We start from the raw sequence: 19184 nt of genomic DNA on the forward strand, positions 1-19184 counted from the left end.
GACACCCGCTTCCGGTGCCGCTAATCTGACGCTTGTCAGGCGTGATCACCGCGAAGTTGGGGGACGACGATGTCCGCAGCCGACCAGCCAGCCGCGTTCGGGGAACTCCTCTGGACGCCCAGCGAGGCCGCGCGCCTGCAATCTCCGTTGCAGCGCTACCTGGACTGGCTGCCGGCCGAGGGCGTCGGCCCCTTCCCCTCCTACGCCGAGGCCTGGCAGTGGTCCGTCGACCACCCGGCCGAGTTCTGGGAGACGGTCTGGCGCTACTTCGACGTACAGGCCCGCACCCCCTACACCGCCGTCCTCCCGGACGCCGCGATGCCCGGCGCCCACTGGTTCCCCGGCGCCACGCTGAACCTCGCCGAGCACGTCTTCCGGGCCGCGAGCGACGACCGCCCGGCCCTGGTCTTCGTCGAGGAGGGCGCCGAGCCCGTCGCGACCTCCTGGGCGACGCTGCGCCACCAGGTCGCCGGCCTGGCCGCCACCCTGCGGGCCTGGGGCGTCGGCCCCGGCGACACCGTCGCGGCCTTCCTGCCCAACACCCCGCACGCGATCGTCGCCGTGCTCGCCGTCGCCTCGGTCGGCGCGACCTGGTCCTCCTGCGGCCCGGACTTCGGCACCCAGGGCGTCCTGGACCGCTTCGCCCAGATCGAGCCCAAGGTGTTCATCGGCGTCGACGGCTACCGCTACGGCGGCAAGCGCATCGACCGCCGCGCCGAGTGCATGGAGGCGCGCGACGCGCTGCCCACGGTCGAGCACACCATCTGGGTCGACTACCAGTTCCCCGAAGGCCCGGCCTGCGCGGAGAGCATCCGCTGGGCCGAAGCGATCGCCGGTCCCGAAGGCGCGGGCGCGAACGCAACCCTGGAGTTCGAGGCCGTCGCCTTCGAACACCCGCTGTGGATCCTCTACTCCTCCGGCACCACCGGTCTGCCGAAGGGCATTGTCCACGGCCACGGCGGCATCCTGCTGGAGCACTACAAGGCCATCGCGTTCCACATGGGCGTGGAGGAGGGCGACCGCTTCTTCTGGTACTCCTCCACGAGCTGGATGATGTGGAACGTCGTCCTGGGCTCGCTGCTGCTCGGCGCCACGGCCGTGCTCTACGACGGCAGCCCGGCCTACCCCGACGTCAGCGGCCTGTGGCGGCTGGCCGAGAAGACCCGGGCCACCCTGCTCGGCACCAGCGCCGGCTACCTGATGGCCTCGCAGAAGGCGGAACTGCACCCCGGCCGCGACTTCGACCTCTCGGCGCTGCGGGCCATCGGCTCCACCGGCTCCCCGCTGCCGCCGACCGGCTTCCGCTGGGTCTACGAGGCCGTCGGCGAGGACATCTGGCTGAACTCGCTGTCCGGCGGCACCGACGTCTGCACCGCCTTCGTCGCCGGCAACCCGCTGCTGCCGGTCTACTCCGGCGAGATCCAGTGCCGCGCGCTGGGCTGCCGGGTGGAGTCCTGGGATCCCGAGGGCAAGCCGCATGTGGACGAGGTCGGCGAACTGGTCCTGACCGCCCCGACGCCGTCGATGCCGGTGTTCTTCTGGAACGACGCGGACGGCCACAAGTACCACGACGCCTACTTCGACGTGTTCCCCGGCGTCTGGCGGCACGGCGACTGGTGCACCATCACCGAACGCGGCGGCGTGGTCATCCACGGCCGCTCCGACTCCACGCTGAACAAGCAGGGCGTGCGGATGGGCTCGGCGGACATTTACGAGGTCGTCGAGAAGCTGCCGGAGATCCGCGAGTCGCTGGTGATCGGAGTGGAGCTGCCCGATGGCGGCTACTGGATGCCGCTGTTCGTGCACCTGGCCCCGGAAGCGGCGCTGGACGACGCGCTGCGCGCCAAGGTGGCCGCCGCGATCCGCGCCGAGCTCACGCCCCGGCACGTGCCCGACGAGCTGATCGCCGTGCCCGGCGTCCCGCACACCCGCACCGGCAAGCGGCTGGAGATCCCGGTGAAGCGGCTGCTCACCGGCGCCGACCCGGCCAAGGCCGTGAACCTGGGCACCGTCGACGACCCGGCGCTGATCCAGTGGTTCATCGACTACGCCGGCACCCGGGACTCGGCGGGCACCCGGGACGCAGGGGACTGACGAGCGCGGCGGGCGCCGGGGACGCAGGGGGCTGACGAGCCCGGCGCGCACGCACCCCCGGGTTGGCGAGCGCGCCGACGGGCCCGGCGTCGCCGCCGGGCCGACCGCGCACCGCTCAGAGCCCGCCGTGGCCCGGCGGCAGCCCGAACTGGCTGGTGGACACGGACATCCCGGCGAACCGCGGCACCGGGGACGGTGACCACGGCTCGCCCGGAACCGTCCGGAAGTTGGCCCGGAACTCGCTCATCAGCGCGTCGAAGACCGGAGTGCTGCTGGGACCGAGGGCGCCCGCTCGCGCGGCGCCGCTCCTGCTGTTCTCGTACATTGTCAAACCACTGTCTTCCGGCCGACGGGCGGCGGGGACGAAGCTGCTCACTGCTGGGACCGGCCGACTCAGACCTCGTCGACCAGGTCCGCGATCGACTTCACGATCCGCGAGGGGCGGAACGGGAACCGGTCGATCTCGCTGGCCTGGGTCACACCGGACAGCACCAGGAAGGTCTCCAGACCCGCCTCGATGCCGCACAGCACGTCGGTGTCCATCCGGTCGCCGATCATCGCCGTCACCTCCGAGTGCGCCTGGATCTTGTTCAGACCCTCGCGCATCATCAGCGGATTCGGCTTGCCGACGAAGTACGGCTCGACCCCGGTCGCCTTGGTGATCAGCGAGGCGACCGCGCCGCAGGCCGGCTGCGGGCCGTCCGGCGTCGGGCCGGTGGCGTCCGGGTTGGTGGCGATGAACCGGGCGCCGTTGGTGACCAGGCGGATGGCCCGGGTGATGGCGTCGATGCTGTAGGCGCGGGTCTCCCCGAGCACGACGTAGTCCGGATCGGCCTCGGACAAGGTGTATCCGACGTCGTACAGCGCGGTGGTCAGTCCGGCCTCCCCGATGACATAGGCGGTGCCGTTCGGCCGCTGGTTGTCGAGGAACTGCGCGGTGGCCAGCGCCGACGTCCAGATGTGCTCCTGCGGCAGCGGGATCCCGATACCGGTCAAGCGGGCCGACAGATCGTGCGGGGTGTAGATCGAGTTGTTGGTGAGGACCAGGAAGGGACGGTCCTTGGCCCGCAGCCGGCGGATGAACTCGTCCGCGCCCGGGATCATGTGCCCCTCGCGGATCAGGACGCCGTCCATATCGGTCATCCAGCTCTCGACGGGCTTGCGGTCATGCACTCTGATCTGCTCCTGGAATGGAAGGGGACATTGCGGTGGCGGTGACCATCATTCCAGAAGTGAAAAGGTTTAGCGCCGGTGCGCGTGTCGCCTCGCGGCGGAAAGCTCGCCGCGGCTCCAGCCGAACGGTATTCCGCGACGGCGTTAGTTGAGGCCCGGGGACATCTTCTACGCACCGGCGACCACGAGGGTAGCACGCGTGATCGGGAGGGTGCCTAAAGTCACAGGTCAGCCGGCTACCGCTCGACCGAACAGCGCAGCAGACGTGCGCGTGCACCGGGCTCGTTGCCCAGACTTCTTGAGGGCCCGCCTGCTGCGGGCCGGTTTGTGAAGGAGGAGTTTTCATCATGAGTACTCGCTTCATGAAACTCACCGCGACCGCGGGCGCGACCGTTATGCTCGCGAGCTTCGGCGCCGTCGCGGCCTCGTCGGCCTCGGCCACCACGGCTCCGGCCGCCACCACGATCGCCACGCGCACGGTTCCCGCGCACGCGATTCCGATGAACGCGCCGGTCTCCGCGACCGCCATGCCCGCCTCGTGGGGCTGGGGCTGGGGTTGGTGGTGGTGGTGCGAGGGTTGGCCGTATCCGATCTCCATCTCGATCCCCGGCCTGCTCTGCATCCAGCTCTGATTCACCCCGGCTGGTCGCAGTACCGATAACGGAATAACGGTATGAAGCGGGAGGGACGGCGCATAGGCCGTCCCTCCCGTTGTTCTTGTCCTGGGCGTGACTGTTCCTGTCCGTGGCGTGTCCCGGGCGAGGGTTGAAGGCACTCTCAGCACCTCACTGCTTTGCCGGCGCCGCATCCAGTCCCGCGGCGTCGTCCGGAACCGCGTCGACAGTCACCGGCTCGACCGTCGCGGCGCTCGCCGCGGCCGCCTGCTGCGCCGCGATCACCGGGTTGATCAGCACCACCGCGTCGGTGTCCGCGGTCGCCGCGGTCGCCACGCGGGCCTCGGCGGCTTCGCGCCCGGCGACCCGCTCGGCGTCGTAGGCGGCGACCTCGGCCTCGGTGTGGGTCTTGCGGAAGAAGTGCTCGTGGATGTGGTCGTCCAGCAGCAGCAGACCGGTCCAGCGCCGGGCGTCCAGGATGCGCAGCACCGGGATGTGGCGCAGCTCCAGGGTCAGCAGCGTCGCCACGGTCGCGGCGATGGACTCCTTGATCAGCCCCAGCCCGCAGGCCGCGCCGATCGCGGCGCAGGCGAAGATGCTGGCCGCGGTGGTGATGCCGTGCAGCACCTCGTGGTCCTCGACGGTCTGCCGGAAGCACAGGCCGCCGCCGATGAAGCCGATGCCGGTGACCGCGCCGGCCAGGATGGTGCTGGCGCCGTTGCCCGCCAGCACGCCGATCAGCGCGGTGGCCGCGCCCAGCAGGGAGAACGTCCGGTCGCCGGCCATCGCGCCGCGCAGCTGCCGCTCGAAGCCCAGCGCGAAGGTCAGCACCCAGGCCAGCGCGATCCGGCCGACGGCATCCCAGTGCGTCGGGATCTTGATGTTCTCGGACTGCTGTGCGGCAGCCAGCAGCACCGCCCCCACTGCGTGCATCTTGTAGCCCTCCCCGGCTGTGTCGGCGTGTCCTGATGCCGATCCAACGGAACCTTAGAGGCATTGCGCGGTGGCTCGGTAGCAGAGTGTTCACCGTGTCGTGCTTGTGACGGAACGGTTACGCACGCGCCGCTCCGGAAGGGCCTCCTCGGGACGGATCGGCCGAGGCGGTACCGTATCGGCCATGGTGACAGCTCTGGGCAACCGGCTCGCCGCCGGCTTGTGGGGCTGGCTGAGCAAGGCCGGGAAGATGCACGCCGGCTCGGCGGCCGCGCGCCGGTTCGCGGCGTTCGGCGAGGGGTCGACGATGGCCTTCCCGCCGGGCACCGTCTTCGGCGAGCGCTACATCGCGGTCGGGGCGCACGTGCTCATCGGCGCCAACGTCACCATCTCCGCCGGCTTCGTCCCGGGCCTGGACCTGGGGCCCTCGCCGCTGGTCCGGATCGGCGACGGCGTGGTGCTGGGCCGCGGCAGCCACGTGGTAGGCCACCGCTCCATCGACATCGGCGACGACGTCTACACCGGGCCCAACGTCTACATCACCGACCAGAACCACGGCTACGACGACCCCGACGTCCCGATCGGCAAGCAGTGGCCGAGCGAGGCCCCGGTCCGCATCGGCCCCGGCTGCTGGATCGGCGCCAACGCGGTGGTCCTGCCCGGCACGGTCCTGGGCCGCAACGTGGTGGTGGCGGCCGGCTCGGTAGTCCGCGGCGAGTTCCCGGACCACTGCGTCGTCGGCGGCGTCCCGGCCCGGATGCTGCGCCGCTACGCCGCCGAGACCGGCTGGGCCCGCGTCGACTCCCTCCAGGCCCAGGCCACGAACGCCAGCCCGGCCAACGGATAGAGCGAGCTCAGCGCCATCTGCACCGGGTTCAGCGCCGGGGAGGGCCCGACGACCTTGTGCGGCACGGCCCAGATCAGGAACGACAGGAAGACCGCGCACCACGCAGCGCACCACGCCACAGCGGCCCTCGGCACCCGCACGGCCAGCAGCATCGCCACCGGCACCGCCCACACCCAGTGATGGGACCAGCTGATCGGCGAGACCAGCAGCCCGGTGACGGCGCAGGTGAGGGCGCCGAGCGCGTCGTCCCCGCGCCGGGCGTTGCGCGCCGCGACCCACAACCCGGCCGCGGCCACGACCAGCGCGGCGACGGCCCACAGCGCCTTGGGGTCGTCGATGTGCGCGATCCGCGCGATCATCCCGGACAGCGATTGGTTGTCGGTGATGTAGGTCTTGCCGACGGCGTCGGTCTCGAAGACCTTGTGCAGCCAGAACTTCACCGAGGCGTGGGGGAGCAGCACGAAGCCGAGGATCATGGTGCCGATCGCGCCGAGAGCGGCGGTCGCCGCCTCCCGCCGCTTGCCGGACAGCAGGAACCACACGATGAAGACGCCGGGCGTCAGCTTGATGCCGGTCGCCAGGCCGATGCCGAGACCCCGAGGCCACCGACTGCCCGCCGGCCTGGTGAGGTCGAACAGGATCAACGCGCACAGCGCGAGGTTGATCTGGCCGTAGCGCAGCGTCGTCCACACCGGCTCGAACCAGAGCCCGGCAGCCGCGATCGCCGCCACCAGCGCCCACCGCTCGGCGAACGCGGGCCGGTCGATCCACCCGCCGACGAGCCGCGCCGCCAGGTGCACCACCACCCCGAGCAACACGATGTTAGCGGCGGTGACGAGGACCTTCAGCAGCCCGACAGGGACCCAGCTGATCGCAGCGAACAGCAGCGCGGCGAACGGCGGATAGGTCGCGGGCAGAACATTGCCGCCGGCAGTGGGGATGTGGACGCCGTCGCCGTAGAGATCGCGGCCGTGCAGCACGGCCTGGCCCTCGGCGCGGTAGACGACCATGTCGATCATCGTCGGATGCGCCAGCGCGCGCACCGCGAGATAGCCGGCCAGGCTCAGCGCGGCGAAGACGGCGAGCAGGACGGTGAGTCGTCGTCGGTCGGGGAGGGCGGCCACGGGGAGACCTTACGGGATCGACTGCGGCTGCTCTGCGCCCGGCGCTGCTGGAACGCTGCTGGCCGCCATCCGTGCCCCCTACCGGATCTCCACGATCGGCAGCCGCAGCGCGCCGGGAGCCGCCTCCGGCACCGCCGGACTCTGCGGCCGCACATACGCGATCTTCTTGTACGGCTCCCCGAGCGCCGGCCGCGTGTCGGCCTCGCCCTTGTTCGGCCAGAACGCCGCTGCCCGCTCGGCCATCGCCGTGATGGTCAGCGACGGGTTCACGCCGAGGTTGGCCGAGACCGTCGAGCCGTCCGCCACGTGCAGGCCGGGGTGCCCGAACACCCGGTGGTACGGGTCCACCACGCCGTGGTCGCGATCCCGGCCGATGACGCAGCCGCCGATGATGTGCGCGGTCATCGGGATGTTGAACAGGTCGCCGACCGTGCCGCCGGGAATGCCGTTGATCCGGGCCGCGGTGCGTTCCACCGCCTCGTTGCCGGCCGGGATCCAGGTCGGGTTGGGCAGACCGTGGCCTTGGCGGGTGGTGAGCTTGCCCTTCCGGAACAGGCCGCGCTTGCGGTACACGGTCAGCGAATTGTCCAGCGCCTGCATCACCAGCAGGATGATCGACCGCTCGGCGAAGCGGCGGCTGGGCAGCATGCGCGGGACCCAGGTCGGGTGCTTCACGCCGATGCCGAGCAGTTTGATCCAGCGCGGCACGCGGCCCTCGCCGTCGGTCAGCCCGGTCTTCAGCAGGCCCATGGCGCCGCTGCCTCGGCCGTAGCGGACGGGCTCGATGTGGGTGTGCTCGTCCGGGTGGAACGAGGAGGTGATGGCGACGCCCTCGGTGAAGTCGTACTGCCGCGGCTTCTTGGCCATGGCGCCGAGCAGCGACTCGGAATTGGTCCGGGTCAGCTCGCCCAGGCGCGGCGAGAGGCCGGGCAGCGAGCCGTCGGCGGCGAGCTTGTGCAGCAGCCGTTGCGTGCCGAGCGCGCCGGCGCTGAAGACCACGTGCTCGGCGGTGACCGTGCGACGGCCCTTGGCGAACCACTTGCCGGTGCGCGCCACCGTGACTTGATAGCCGCCGTCCGGCCGCGGGCGCACGTTCTCGACGGTGGTCAGCGGCTGCACCTCGGCGCCGAGCTTCTCGGCCAGGTAGAGGTAGTTCTTCACCAGCGTGTTCTTGGCGTTGTGGCGGCAGCCGGTCATGCAGGCTCCGCATTGCAGGCAGGGGTTCCGCAGCGGCCCGGCGCCGCCGAAGAACGGGTCCGCCACCGGTGTGCCGGGCTGGTCGCCGTCGCCGCCGAAGAAGACCCCGACCGGCGTCAGGTGGAAGGTGTCCCCGACGCCCATCTCCTCGGCGACCGCCTTCATCTGGACGTCGGCCGGCGTCATCGTGGGGTTCTGCACCACGCCGAGCATCCGCTTGGCCTGGTCGTAGAACGGAGCGAGTTCGCCGCGCCAGTCGGCCACGTCCCGCCAGTGCGGGTCGTCGTAGAACGGGTCCAGCGGCTCGTAGAGGGTGTTCGCGTACACCAGCGACCCGCCGCCGACCCCGGCGCCGGCCAGCACCACGACGTCCTTGAGCCGGTGGATGCGCTGGATGCCCTTGCAACCCAGCCTCGGCGCCCACAGGAACGAGCGCAGCCGCCAGGAGGTCTTCGGGAAGTCGCCGTCGGCGAATCGCCGCCCGGCCTCCAGCACCCCGACCCGGTAGCCCTTCTCGGTGAGCCGCAGCGCGGTCACCGAACCGCCGAAGCCCGAGCCGATGACCAGCACGTCGTAGTCCAGCGCAGCGCTCATGGCGCGTAGAGTAGCCGTTATTTTACAGTGATTCCAGTAGTTGGCGGCCAGTTGTTACCGACTGGTAAGCCGGTCCTGATCGGCGGGCCGCACGGGTCCCCCGGCGGTAAAGTTGATGGTGACGGGGTCGGCGACCTAGCCGGATCCCGGTCCGTGGGGTGCCGGACGATGTCTTCTGTAACGAGTCGGTTTTCGTGGCCGTTCCGACGCAACGCACTTACGGGTTCGGGCGTCGTTAGGGGCATGAGGACTTCAGGGGCGGGCAAGGGCGGTGTGCTGGCCGCGGTGGCCGGTGTGGTGGCGATCGGCCTGGCCGGTTGCGGGGCGAGTTCGGGTTCGGACTCCGCCAAGAAGACGGACTCGGTCGAGCAGGCCGCCGCCGGGGTCGGGACCGCGACCTCCACGGCGTCGTCGTCCTCGTCCTCGCCGGACGCGTCTACGAGCTCGGCGACGTCGAGCTCCTCGTCGAGCGCGCCGAGCACGCCGACTCCGACTCCGACGCCGACGTCAGCGGTGACCAGCAAGACGCCGGCGAGCCCGAGCAGCAGTGCTCGGTCGTCGACCTCGTCGGCGCCCTCGACACCGTCGACGTCAAAGAGCACTACTCCCAAGCCGAAGCCGTCCACCTCGGCGCCGACCTCGAAGCCGAGCGCGCCGAGTTCGCCCAAGCCGAGCGGCGGGACCGGCTGGCTGGCCGGCGTGCCCCTCGGCCACAACACGCCGGGCGCGCTGGACTCGCGCTGCATGACCGGCCGCGTGGTGTGCATCGACATGAGCACCCGCACCCTGCTGTGGGTGGTCGACGGCAAGCCGCAGTACGGCATGGACGTGCGCTTCGGCGACGAGAACAACCCGACCCGCAAGGGCAAGTTCGACATCTACATGAAGATGAAGGACTGCGTCTCGACGATCTACCACACGCCGATGCCCGACGCGATGTTCTTCAGCGGCGGCGAGGCTGTGCACTTCTCCATCGACTTCGCGACCTACGGCTACGCGCACCACTCGCACGGCTGCGTCAACGTCCGCGACCGGGCCGCCGTCGAGCGGCTGTTCGCGGACACCCGGGTCGGGGACACCGTGGTGGTCTACTGACCGGTGAGTTGGTCGGTGTGCGCCGATCTGCCCGCCGGTGTGCTGACCGGTGCGTTCGATCGGTGCGCCGACCGGCGCACTGCCCGGTGTCACGAGCGCGGAGTGCACCGGGCGCCCACGGATCGCCCTCGCCGAGCGCCTCCCGTCGGCCGGAGACCCCCCTCTCCTCGGCCGGGGAGGCGCTCGTGCCCGTTTTGATACAATCTTGCTACGTGCGCTTTCTGAATGAGTACTCCCCGCCGTACGACTTGACGTACGACGACGTCTTCATGGTCCCTTCCCGCTCCCAGGTGGGCTCCCGCCTCGCGGTGGACCTCAGCACGGCCGACGGGACCGGAACCACGATCCCGCTGGTCGTCGCCAACATGACCGCCGTCGCCGGCCGCCGCATGGCCGAGACCGTGGCCCGCCGCGGCGGCATCGCCGTGATCCCCCAGGACATCCCCCTCGACGTGGTCGCCGGCGTGATCGGCTGGGTCAAGGGCCGCAGCCCGGTCCACGACACCGCGATCAAGCTCGGCCCGCACAGCACCGTCGGCGAGGCGCTGGCGCTGCTGCCCAAGCGCGCGCACGGCGCCCTGGTCGTGGTGGACGGCGACGACCAGCCGGTCGGCATCGTCACCGAGGCCGACTGCGCCGGCGTCGACCGCTTCACCAGCCTGGCCGACGTGATGTCCCGGGACCTGCTGACCATCCCCGACGGCACCGGCGCCAAGGAGGCTTTCGACGCCCTCGACGGCCGCCACCGCCTGGCCCCCGTGGTCGACACCGCGGGCAAGCTCACCGGCCTGTGGACCCGCAAGGGCGCGCTGCGCTCCGCGCTCTACAAGCCGGCCCTCGACACCGACGGCCGCCTCCGCGTCGGCGCCGCCATCGGCATCAACGGCGACGTCGCCGCCCGCGCCAAGGAACTCCTCGCCGCCGGCGCCGACGTCCTGGTCATCGACACCGCCCACGGCCACCAGGACAAGATGTTCGAGGCCCTGGCCGCCGTCCGCGCCCTCAGCCCCACCGTGCCCCTGGTGGCGGGCAACGTGGTCTCCCCCGAGGGCACCCGCGACCTGATCGAGGCCGGCGCGGACATCGTGAAGGTCGGCGTCGGCCCCGGCGCCATGTGCACCACCCGCATGATGACCGGCGTAGGCCGCCCCCAATTCTCCGCCGTCCACGAATGCGCCGCCGAAGCCCGCCGCCACGGCAAGCACATCTGGGCCGACGGCGGCGTCCGCCACCCCCGCGACGTAGCCCTCGCCCTCGCCGCCGGCGCCTCGAACGTAATGATCGGCTCCTGGTTCGCCGGCACCTACGAATCCCCCGGCGACGCAGTCCGCGACGGCGACGGCCGACTGTACAAAGAGAACTTCGGCATGGCCTCGGCCCGCGCCGTGAAGCTCCGCACCGCCGAGGACTCCGCCTTCGACCGAGCCCGCAAGGCCCTCTTCGAGGAAGGAATCTCCAGCTCCCGGATGTACCTGGACCGCGAACGCCCCGGCGTCGAAGACCTGATAGACGCCATCACCGCGGGCGTCCGCAGCTCATGCACCTACGCAGGAGCGAACACCCTGGAGCAGTTCCACGAGCGGGCCGTGGTCGGCGTGCAGAGCGCCGCCGGTTACGCGGAGGGCAAGCCGCTGCACAGCAGCTGGTAAGCCAGCAAGTGATACGCCGAAGGCGCGGGAGATGCTCCCGCGCCTTCGCCCACTGAGCTCGCTATTGGTAGCTGCTATCGGTAGTCGCTATTGGTAGTACTGCGGGTTCTCGAACGGGTCGGAGGAACCGTAAGGGTCCTGGCTGTATGGATCCTGCCCATAGGGATCCGCCGACGGCCGCGCATGGCGCTGTGGCGGGGGAGCGGGATAAGGCATCGGACGCGGCGCCGCGCGGCGCAGGTCACGGTAGTCGCCAGTGTCGGAACCGACTCCACTGCCCCGATCAACTCCGCTGCCATAACCGGCTTCGGTGCCGTAGCCGACTCCGTTGCCATAACCAGCGCCGCCGTCATGACCAACGCCGTTCCCATAACCAGCGCCGCTGCCCTGACCGACTCCGCTGCCGTAAGCAACGCCGCCGCCCTGACCAGCTCCGCCGTCATGGCCACCTCCGCTGCCATAACCAACGCCACCGTCATGGCTAACGCCGCTGCCGTGACCTACTACCCCGCTGGCCTGACCGACTCCGCTGGCCTGACCGACTCCGCTACCGTACCCGCCTCCGGTGCCCAATCCGCCTCCGGCACCGGTACCGGCTCCGGTACTTGGACCGGCCGCAGTGCCGGCCCCGGCGCTGGCCCCTATGCGGCCGGCGCGCGTGCCATCCAGGTTCCATTCGCCACTGCGCCGACTCTCCGGCATCCGCGGCACTGCTCCGTTGCGCCCGGCGGACCTGCCGGCACCGGCACCGCTGCTCCGGCCCAGGCGCGCGCCGGCGAGCGTGTCGTCGGTGACAGGAGCGTCATCGCTGATGTCGTCGCTCACGCTGCGCCGACCGCGACGCTCCCGCAGATCGGAGTACGACAGCTGCGAGCCCCGGCCATTCCCGTCGCCCTCACCCGCCGCGAAGAAGGCGGCGAGCGCCGTGGTGATCGGCACCGCGGCGGCCAGCCCGATCGAGCCGACGAGGGTGCGCACGATCTCCTCAGCCACCACTTCGGCGCCCGCCGCGCTCGACCATCCCTGGCCGGAGGTGGTCATCAGCACGAACAGCGGCAGACTGCCGCCCGCATAGGCCAGCACGAGGGTGTTGACCGTCGAGCCGATGTGGTCACGCCCGATGCGCATCCCGGCCCGGAACAGCTCGGTGGCCCCCAGCGACGGGTCGGCGGCCTTCAGCTCCCACACCGATGACACCTGCGTGGCCGTGACGTCGTTGAGGACCCCCAGCGCGCCGATGATGATGCCCGCCAGCAGCAGGCCCTGGACATCGACGTTGTGGAAGTAGCCGGCAACGGTCGCCGCGTTGTCGTCCCCGAGCCCTGACAGGTGCGAGAGCTTGGTGCCGACCTGTCCCAACGCTCCGATCAGCACCAGGCTGATCGCGGTGCCGAGTACGGCCACCGAGGTCCGGACCGAGATGCCGTGCGTCGCGTACAGGGCCGCGAACAGGATGATCCCGGCGGTCACCGCCGCGACCTCGATCGAGTTCTCCCCGGCCACGATGGCGGGCAGCGTGAACTTCACCAGCACGGCGAACGACACCGCCAACGCCGCGATGGCCCCGGCCCCGCGCCACCGCCCGACGACCAGGACGAACAACGCGAACGCGATCGCCAGGCTCATCAACGGCGGTCCGCGCTGGAAATCCTTGAGGGCGTACTGCGACTCGGCCGGCGCGGTCTTGCTATAGGTCAGCACCACATCGTCGCCGACGGAGTACTTGGGAACCGTGGGATCCACCCCGACCGTCAGCACGACCGATGCGCCCTTGGTCGGACCGTTGGTGATCGCGATGGTCAGCTGGTTGTCGGCGCCGCCCTGACCGCCGGGCGTGGTCACGCCACCGGCCTGCCCGGTGGTCTGGTCGCCCGGGGCCCCGGCCGCTCCCGAGACCAGCTTCGAGGCGGTGACCGTGCCCTGCACCCATGTCTGCTGCGGCAGCAGATCGGACTTCGCGCTCGGCGGCCACAGCAGCGCCAACCCGGCCACCGCGGCTGCCGCCACCGGCAACAACAATGCGGTGATCAGGGTGCGCAGCCGAGGCGAGGCGGGAGTGGCCGGCCCGTGCCCGTGGCTGTGTCCATGGCTGTGCCCGTGGTCGCGTCCCTGGCCGGACCCGCGCCCCGACCCGCGCCCGCCGGCGCTGCTCGCTCGCCCAGACCTCGATCGTCGGCTGCTTGCGGCCATCGGCACTCCGTGGGTCGGTGTTGCTGGGGCGCGTGCGGTCCGCGCTGACGTGCGTGGGCCCGGACTGCGGCCACACGATAGCGGCTGAACTTCAGAACGGCGCCGTGCGGAGTGAACATCTTTGCGGATTCTTGACTGGTGTAGGTGGTGGATCCCGTCGTGATGCCTCCCGTGGATGATTTGAGTGCTTTGTCATTGTTCATTGCCTTGGTGTCCGACTTCGCGGGACGCGACGATCTATGCTTGCCGCGCAGTCGTGCCGACACCCGCAGCTCCAGCCGCCCTCCTGCCTCTGCGGAAGCGCCGGGCCAGCTCGGGCAACGGACAACAGGACAACTGACAGCGGACAGCCAGGAGGTCGACGTCGGTGGTGGTCGCACGATCCGTGGCCCTGTTCCTCCTCGCGGCCGTCCTGGAGATCGGCGGAGCCTGGCTGATCTGGCAGGGCGTACGCGAGCATCGGGGCTGGTCCTGGACGGCGTGCGGGGCGCTGAGCCTGGCCCTGTACGGGTTCGTCGCCACGCTCCAGCCGTCTGGCGACTTCGGCCGTGTCCTGGCGGCCTACGGCGGGGTCTTCGTCGCCGGGTCGCTGGTGTGGGCGTTCCTTGCCGACGGGTACCGCCCGGACCGGTTCGACATCATCGGTGCCGCCGTGTGCCTGGTCGGCATGGCGGTGATCATGTACGCACCGCGCCGGTGAGACTTCGGCCGCTGTATCCAAATCCATCGTGAACGGGGCGTCGCGCGAGGAGGCGCCGCCGGGGCATGATCGACCCATGCGCGTTACGGTGTTGGGCGGCAGCGGGGCGTTTCCCACTGCTGCGGAACCCTGCAGCGGGTTCCTGGTGGAGCACGACGGCTTCTCCCTTCTCGTCGACGCCGGTTATGCGGTGCTCCCGCAGTTGATGGCGCTGATGGCGGTCGAGGACCTGGACGCGGTGTACATCAGCCACGGTCACGCCGACCACTGTTCGGATCTCAATCCCCTGCTCCGGGCCCGGGCCCTGGGCGGCGCGGACCCGGCGCCGCTGCCGGTCTACGCTCCTCACCGCGCCTTGGACGCGGTCCTGGCCCTGGACCGGCCCGGCATGCTCGACGCGGCGCTCGTCTCCCATCACTTCGACCCCGGCGACGCGTTCGCCATCGGTCCCTTCGACGTGCGTACCACTCTCCTTCCGCATTGGCTTCCCAACGCTGCCCTGCGCCTGGACACCGGCACCGCCTCCCTCGTCTACACCGGTGACGGCGGCCCGACCCCGGACCTGGTGGCACTGGCTCAGGGCACGGACATCCTCATCGCCGAGGCCAGCTACGCCACCGAGACACCCGCCGACTCCACCGGGCAGCTCTGCACCGCCCGGGACGCCGCCCGCCAAGCGGCGAAGGCCGCCGTCGGCCGCCTCGTACTCACCCACCTCCATCCCGGCACTGATCCTGATGAGCATGTCGACGCCGCGAGTGACGCGTACGACGGCCGTACGTACGTCGCCACCAGTGGCCTGACCCTTGAGGCGTAGGCCGCGGTGTAGGCCAACGCGCAGTACGAGGAACGGTTCCAGCGGTGCGGGCAGTCGGCTGACCGGTGTGACCGGCCGCCCGCGACGCGGGACCGTAGGGGAGCGGGGGCTGGGACACTCGCCGGTATGCGGAGCATCGCAAGTCGTGGCCGGCACTGCGGTCCGGGTGATCTGACAGGCGGTTCAGTCGACGAGGTCTTCGCTCTCGTGCGGGCAGCGGTGCCGGGTTTGGTTGTCGAGCGGTGGCAGTGAAGGGCGAGCCGAACAGTCTGGCCCGAGCACGCCGGCCAAGAACACATCTCGACCGGCGCCTCGCGAACCACACGGCGATCGTTGCCTACTACGGCCCTAGTCCACGGTGAAGCTCATCGGGCCGGAGTCGCTGGGGGAGTGGGCCGAGTCGCCGGAGTACTTGGCGACCGCCGTGTGCCTCCCGGGCGACAGCTTGACCTTGGCCGAGGCGCGGTTGTTGGTCACGGCGACGGGGCCGGACGAGGAGCCGTCGACGCTGAAGACCACCGTCCCGGTCTCGCGCGGGGCGCCCACGGTCCGGTGGGCGAGAGAGACCCGGGCCGACATCGTCAGGGGCCGGGTGGAAAGCAGCTTCTTCGACAGCGACAGCTTGATCACCGTCGCCATGGGGCCGGATTCCGGGGCCTTCTTCGAGCCGGACTTGGGCGCCGTGGAGGTGGTCGAGCTTCCCGACTTGGGGCTCTTGGCGCCGCCGTCAGCGCTGCTCGCGGAGGTACTGGCGGAGCCGGACATGGAGCCCGGGTCGGCGGCCGCGTGGTGCACGCCGCCCGGCGTCCGGTGGCTCCCGGCGGCGCTGTTCGAACCGGTCGGATGCCCGGTCGTGTGTCCGGTGGCGTGGCCCTTCTTGTGGCCGTTGTGGCCGGTGCTCTTGCCCGTCTTCTTGTCGTGCTTGTGACCGCCGCCGTGGCTTCCGGTGCCGTGACCAGTGCCGACGTGCCCGGTCCCGGCGTGCCCGGTCCCGGCGTGGCCGGTGCCGACGTGCCCGGTGCTCGCCGGGCGTCCCGGACCGGCCGGGTGGCCGCTCGCGAACGCCGTCGCCGGGGTCAGCAGCAGGGCGGCCGTCGTCGTCGCGACCGCCGCCGCCGAGCACCGGCGGGCCGGTGGGGTCATCAGGATGCTGCGAACGTTCATGGTGGCTGTCCTCCAGTGGTGCTTGACCGTCCGGGCCGGCGACTGGCTGTCGCTACGGTCCCGGCGATAGGCACAACTTTCCCGGATCGCACCAAAGCGGACATCCCCCATCATGCGTAGATCAACATCGTCTAAACGGACGGGTCCGAATGGGTGAGTGTAGGCGCGACTTGTCAGTCGTCTTCCTGGAATCCGTAGCGGCGGCCGAGCACCGGATCGGTCTCCCACCAGGGACGGGAGCGCTTTGCCTCCTCGTCGGGGGATGATGCGGAAGCACCGGATGAAGAAGTATGAGAAATAGACACCCGGTCCTGCGCGTCCAGAACCACCGAGCTGGAGCCGGCGTTCGAGCCGGAGTCAGCGTCCGAGCCCAGGCCAGAGGCGAAGCCAGAGCCGAGGTCCGAGCCGAAGTCGGAATCGGAGCCGGAGCCGGAGCCGGAGCGAGAACCCGAACCCGAGCCCGAGCCCGATGCCACCCCGGATCCCGCACCCGAACTCCCGCCCGCCGCCTCCAAAGCGTCCAGTTCCGCGTCCACCTCGGTCGCCCGCACCCGGTCCTCGTTGAACATCCGCCGCCACAGCGCCCCGATGAACGGCACCCCGGCCAAGTCCCCGAGCAGCCACAGCGCCCCGCCGCCCCACACCTGGTCCTGCTTCGGTGTCGGCCCCCAACTCCGGTCCAGCGCCGTGTACCAGTCCCCGGCGACCAGGTGGTGCCCCATCATCAGCGTCAGCCCCAGCGCCCCGTCGGCGATCGCCTCCGCGAACGTGATCCACACCGAGACCAGATGCGGATACTCCTTCGGCACCGGATCCAGCCGCAGCCGCGTCCAGTAGTAGAAGAACCCCAGACCCGTCAGCGCGAAGCTCAGCACCCACCCCGCCCCGCGCGAGCGCAACGTGTCTTCGTACACCGGGGTGAAGTACACCGTGAACGGCGTCATCAGGAACACCAGCGACACCACAGCCGGGAAGGTCACCAGCACCGCGACCCGGGTCGCGAGCACCCGCCGGATCGCCACCGCCAGCCACCGCGGCCCGCCCTCGACCGCCAGCAGCACTGGCGCTCCGAGCGCCAGGAACAACGGCACCACCATGAGCAGCGTGATGATCTGCACCGCGCGCGGCCAGAACAGAACCTGCTGGTACACCCCGAGGAACGACATGGTCGTCCACCCGAACAGCGCCAGCCCCAGCCCGAACACCACGGTCCGGTGCACCGGCCAGGACTCCCCGCGCCGCCGCACCCGCATCGTCCCGGCCACGTACAGACCGGCGATCAGCACCAGCGCCGCGAGCACATACGGGTTCCACCGCCACTCCGTGGCCACGGCCGAACCGGTGAGCGGAGCGGGCATCGGCACCGTGGTCAAGGCTGGCGTCACCATGGGTCCTGGCCCCTGCTCATGTCGTCGTGCGTGGCGGTTCCGCCCGAAATGGAAGAAAGCGCAGCCATCTTATGACTGCGCTTCCCCCGATCAGCGGGCAGGTGCCCGCCGGTCACTCCCGAGTCGTCACCCGACGGCCGAGTTGTAGTCGCTGATCAGCTTCGCGATCTTCGTCGACGCGTCCGCCAGCGCCGCCTCCGCCGTCGTCCCCGTGGTCGCCACGTTCAGCATCGCCTGCTCCAGGTCGGCGCGCGCCTGCGGCATCACGCCCAGCAGGCAGCCCGCGGTCGCGGTGCTCGGCTTGGTGGCGGTCAGCTCGTCGATCGCGGTCTGGAACTGCGGGTGCTTTTGCCGGTAGGCGACGTCGGTCGGGTCCTGGAGCGCGGCCACGCTCACCGGGAAGTACCCGGTCGCCTGGTGCCAGGCGGCCTGCTGCGGCGCCGACGCGGCGAACTTCGCGAACTCCCAGGCCGCGCGGACCTCGGCGTCGGAGTGCCCGGCCCGGTCGATCCACAGCGAGGCGCCGCCGATCACCGGGCCGCCGCTGTCGGCGGCCGTGACCTTCGGGAACGCCGCGGTCGCCACCGTGAACGGCGCGGCGGCCTTGGTGCCGGCGTCCACATACCCGCCGAGCACGCCGGTGGACTCCAGGTTCATCGCCACCTTGCCGGCCTTGAACGCCGCCTGGGCGTCGGCGGTCGGGCGTCCGGTGTTCGAGGCGTAGCCGCCCTTGACCAGGTCGGACCACCACTTGGTGTAGGTCAGCGGCGCCCCGGAGTCCAGGTTCAGCTTGGTCGCGCGCGCGGTCCGGCCGTTGTCGTTGTCGCAGTAGAGCGCGCCGGACTCGGCAGTGAGCTGCTCCACGAACCAGCCGTAGTCGGCCGCGCCGAAGCCGTACTGCGTGGTGGTGCCGTTGGCGTCCTTGACCGTCAGCTTCTTCGCGGCGTCGGCCAGCTCGTCCAGGGTCTTCGGCGGATTCGCCGGGTCCAGCCCGGCCTTCTTGAACGCCTCGACGTTGATGTACAGCAGCGGCATCGAGGAGTTGAACGGCATCGACTGCAGCTTGCCGCCCACCGAGTAGTAGTTCACGATGTTCGGCTGCAGGTCGCCGAGCGCGTAGCCGTCCTTGGACGCCAGGTCGGCGACCGGGATGGTCTGTTTGGAGTCCACCATGAACCGGGTGCCGACGTCGTAGACCTGCATCAGCGACGGCGTGGTGTGGGAGCTCACCGCGGTCTTGTACTTGGCGATCGCGTCGTCGTAGCTGCCCTGGTAGGTGTCCGTGACGTGGATCTTGCCCTGGTACTTGGTGTTGAAGGCGTCGACGATCGCGGTGACCGCCTTCTGGTTGGTGTCCTTCATGCTGTGCCAGAAGGTCAGGTTCACCACCCCGGAGGCTTTGTCCAGCGCATCGGCGCCCGGCACCGAGCCGGACGAGCCGCCCGACGAGCCGCCGGACGAGCCGCCCGAGGACCCGCCCTTCGACGACGAGCCGCACGCGCTCAGCGCGAGGCCGGCGGCCAGCAGCCCGGCGGCTATCCGTACCGAGCGTCGGCCGTGGAGCGTTCTCCTCATTGAGTTTCCTCCCGTGGGAATTGCGGTGGG

At 70.5% G+C, this 19184-nt stretch carries 16 protein-coding genes; 7 read left to right on the top strand and 9 right to left on the bottom strand.

The window, feature by feature from the left end:
* Positions 1-69 precede the first annotated feature (69 nt).
* Positions 70-2094 carry an acetoacetate--CoA ligase gene (locus ABD481_RS12445; RefSeq protein ID WP_344665762.1) on the top strand — a complete coding sequence of 675 codons (2025 nt, stop codon included), beginning with the start codon at positions 70-72 and terminating at the stop codon, positions 2092-2094.
* 115 nt (positions 2095-2209) lie between these two features.
* Here the strand turns inward: ABD481_RS12445 and ABD481_RS12450 are convergent, their stop codons facing one another.
* Both ABD481_RS12450 and ABD481_RS12455 read right to left on the bottom strand, forming a co-directional pair.
* Positions 2210-2419 carry a hypothetical protein gene (locus tag ABD481_RS12450; RefSeq protein WP_344665763.1) on the bottom strand — a complete coding sequence of 70 codons (210 nt, stop codon included), beginning with the start codon at positions 2417-2419 and terminating at the stop codon, positions 2210-2212.
* Positions 2420-2487: 68 nt separating this feature from the next.
* Complete coding sequence (locus ABD481_RS12455; protein ID WP_344665764.1) at positions 2488-3267, bottom strand: HAD-IIA family hydrolase; 780 nt, start codon at positions 3265-3267, stop codon at positions 2488-2490.
* A gap of 347 nt (positions 3268-3614) precedes the next feature.
* Here ABD481_RS12455 and ABD481_RS12460 point away from each other — a divergent pair, with 347 nt between their 5' ends.
* Entirely contained in the window at positions 3615-3899 is a 285-nt protein-coding gene (locus ABD481_RS12460) for a hypothetical protein (RefSeq protein WP_344665765.1), read from the top strand.
* 153 nt (positions 3900-4052) lie between these two features.
* Here ABD481_RS12460 and ABD481_RS12465 read toward each other — a convergent pair whose 3' ends face one another.
* The gene (locus tag ABD481_RS12465) at positions 4053-4814 is read right to left on the bottom strand and encodes an MgtC/SapB family protein (protein ID WP_344665766.1); all 762 of its coding nucleotides are present in this window, start codon (positions 4812-4814) and stop codon (positions 4053-4055) included.
* Between the two features lie 184 nt (positions 4815-4998).
* Here ABD481_RS12465 and ABD481_RS12470 point away from each other — a divergent pair, with 184 nt between their 5' ends.
* A complete protein-coding gene (locus ABD481_RS12470) occupies positions 4999-5661 on the top strand; it encodes an acyltransferase (RefSeq protein WP_344665767.1) in 663 nt (220 codons plus the stop codon).
* Here the strand turns inward: ABD481_RS12470 and ABD481_RS12475 are convergent.
* Complete coding sequence (locus ABD481_RS12475) at positions 5583-6785, bottom strand: glycosyltransferase 87 family protein (protein ID WP_344665768.1); 1203 nt, start codon at positions 6783-6785, stop codon at positions 5583-5585. The two genes, ABD481_RS12470 and ABD481_RS12475, sit on opposite strands and share 79 nt — an antisense overlap.
* A gap of 78 nt (positions 6786-6863) precedes the next feature.
* On the bottom strand, positions 6864-8576 hold the full coding sequence (locus ABD481_RS12480) for a GMC oxidoreductase (RefSeq protein ID WP_344665769.1): 1713 nt from the start codon (positions 8574-8576) through the stop codon (positions 6864-6866).
* Between the two features lie 243 nt (positions 8577-8819).
* Between ABD481_RS12480 and ABD481_RS12485 the strand changes: the two genes are divergently transcribed.
* The gene (locus ABD481_RS12485) at positions 8820-9671 is read left to right on the top strand and encodes a L,D-transpeptidase (RefSeq protein WP_344665770.1); all 852 of its coding nucleotides are present in this window, start codon (positions 8820-8822) and stop codon (positions 9669-9671) included.
* A 212-nt stretch (positions 9672-9883) separates the two neighbouring features.
* Positions 9884-11320, top strand: coding sequence for a GuaB1 family IMP dehydrogenase-related protein (locus ABD481_RS12490; protein ID WP_344665771.1), 1437 nt, complete (start codon positions 9884-9886; stop codon positions 11318-11320).
* An 87-nt stretch (positions 11321-11407) separates the two neighbouring features.
* Here the strand turns inward: ABD481_RS12490 and ABD481_RS12495 are convergent, their stop codons facing one another.
* Positions 11408-13327 carry a YibE/F family protein gene (locus ABD481_RS12495; RefSeq protein ID WP_344665772.1) on the bottom strand — a complete coding sequence of 640 codons (1920 nt, stop codon included), beginning with the start codon at positions 13325-13327 and terminating at the stop codon, positions 11408-11410.
* A gap of 550 nt (positions 13328-13877) precedes the next feature.
* Between ABD481_RS12495 and ABD481_RS12500 the strand changes: the two genes are divergently transcribed.
* Together ABD481_RS12500 and ABD481_RS12505 are read left to right on the top strand one after the other, a co-directional pair.
* Entirely contained in the window at positions 13878-14210 is a 333-nt protein-coding gene (locus ABD481_RS12500; RefSeq protein ID WP_344665773.1) for a YnfA family protein, read from the top strand.
* A 76-nt stretch (positions 14211-14286) separates the two neighbouring features.
* Positions 14287-15027 carry an MBL fold metallo-hydrolase gene (locus ABD481_RS12505; protein ID WP_344665774.1) on the top strand — a complete coding sequence of 247 codons (741 nt, stop codon included), beginning with the start codon at positions 14287-14289 and terminating at the stop codon, positions 15025-15027.
* 348 nt (positions 15028-15375) lie between these two features.
* On the opposite strand, the gene ABD481_RS12510 is transcribed toward ABD481_RS12505, so the two are convergent.
* The 3 genes from ABD481_RS12510 to ABD481_RS12520 all read right to left on the bottom strand — a co-directional run bounded on the left by ABD481_RS12510 (position 15376) and on the right by ABD481_RS12520 (position 19154).
* The gene (locus tag ABD481_RS12510; RefSeq protein ID WP_344665775.1) at positions 15376-16191 is read right to left on the bottom strand and encodes an Ig-like domain-containing protein; all 816 of its coding nucleotides are present in this window, start codon (positions 16189-16191) and stop codon (positions 15376-15378) included.
* A gap of 173 nt (positions 16192-16364) precedes the next feature.
* A complete protein-coding gene (locus tag ABD481_RS12515) occupies positions 16365-17579 on the bottom strand; it encodes a cytochrome c oxidase assembly protein (protein WP_344665776.1) in 1215 nt (404 codons plus the stop codon).
* A gap of 126 nt (positions 17580-17705) precedes the next feature.
* A complete protein-coding gene (locus tag ABD481_RS12520; RefSeq protein ID WP_344665777.1) occupies positions 17706-19154 on the bottom strand; it encodes an ABC transporter substrate-binding protein in 1449 nt (482 codons plus the stop codon).
* Between the last annotated feature and the right edge of the window lie 30 nt (positions 19155-19184).

Source organism: Catenulispora yoronensis, from assembly GCF_039531695.1.
Taxonomy (GTDB): Bacteria; Actinomycetota; Actinomycetes; order Streptomycetales; family Catenulisporaceae; genus Catenulispora; species Catenulispora yoronensis.

Coding starts and splice junctions, on each gene's coding strand:
- ABD481_RS12445 (WP_344665762.1), top strand. CDS start 70: ATGTCCGCAGCCGACCAGCCAGCCGCGTTCGGGGAACTCCTCTGGACG.
- ABD481_RS12450 (WP_344665763.1), bottom strand. CDS start 2,419: ATGTACGAGAACAGCAGGAGCGGCGCCGCGCGAGCGGGCGCCCTCGGT.
- ABD481_RS12460 (WP_344665765.1), top strand. CDS start 3,615: ATGAGTACTCGCTTCATGAAACTCACCGCGACCGCGGGCGCGACCGTT.
- ABD481_RS12465 (WP_344665766.1), bottom strand. CDS start 4,814: ATGCACGCAGTGGGGGCGGTGCTGCTGGCTGCCGCACAGCAGTCCGAG.
- ABD481_RS12470 (WP_344665767.1), top strand. CDS start 4,999: ATGGTGACAGCTCTGGGCAACCGGCTCGCCGCCGGCTTGTGGGGCTGG.
- ABD481_RS12480 (WP_344665769.1), bottom strand. CDS start 8,576: ATGAGCGCTGCGCTGGACTACGACGTGCTGGTCATCGGCTCGGGCTTC.
- ABD481_RS12485 (WP_344665770.1), top strand. CDS start 8,820: ATGAGGACTTCAGGGGCGGGCAAGGGCGGTGTGCTGGCCGCGGTGGCC.
- ABD481_RS12505 (WP_344665774.1), top strand. CDS start 14,287: ATGCGCGTTACGGTGTTGGGCGGCAGCGGGGCGTTTCCCACTGCTGCG.
- ABD481_RS12510 (WP_344665775.1), bottom strand. CDS start 16,191: ATGAACGTTCGCAGCATCCTGATGACCCCACCGGCCCGCCGGTGCTCG.
- ABD481_RS12515 (WP_344665776.1), bottom strand. CDS start 17,579: ATGGTGACGCCAGCCTTGACCACGGTGCCGATGCCCGCTCCGCTCACC.
- ABD481_RS12520 (WP_344665777.1), bottom strand. CDS start 19,154: ATGAGGAGAACGCTCCACGGCCGACGCTCGGTACGGATAGCCGCCGGG.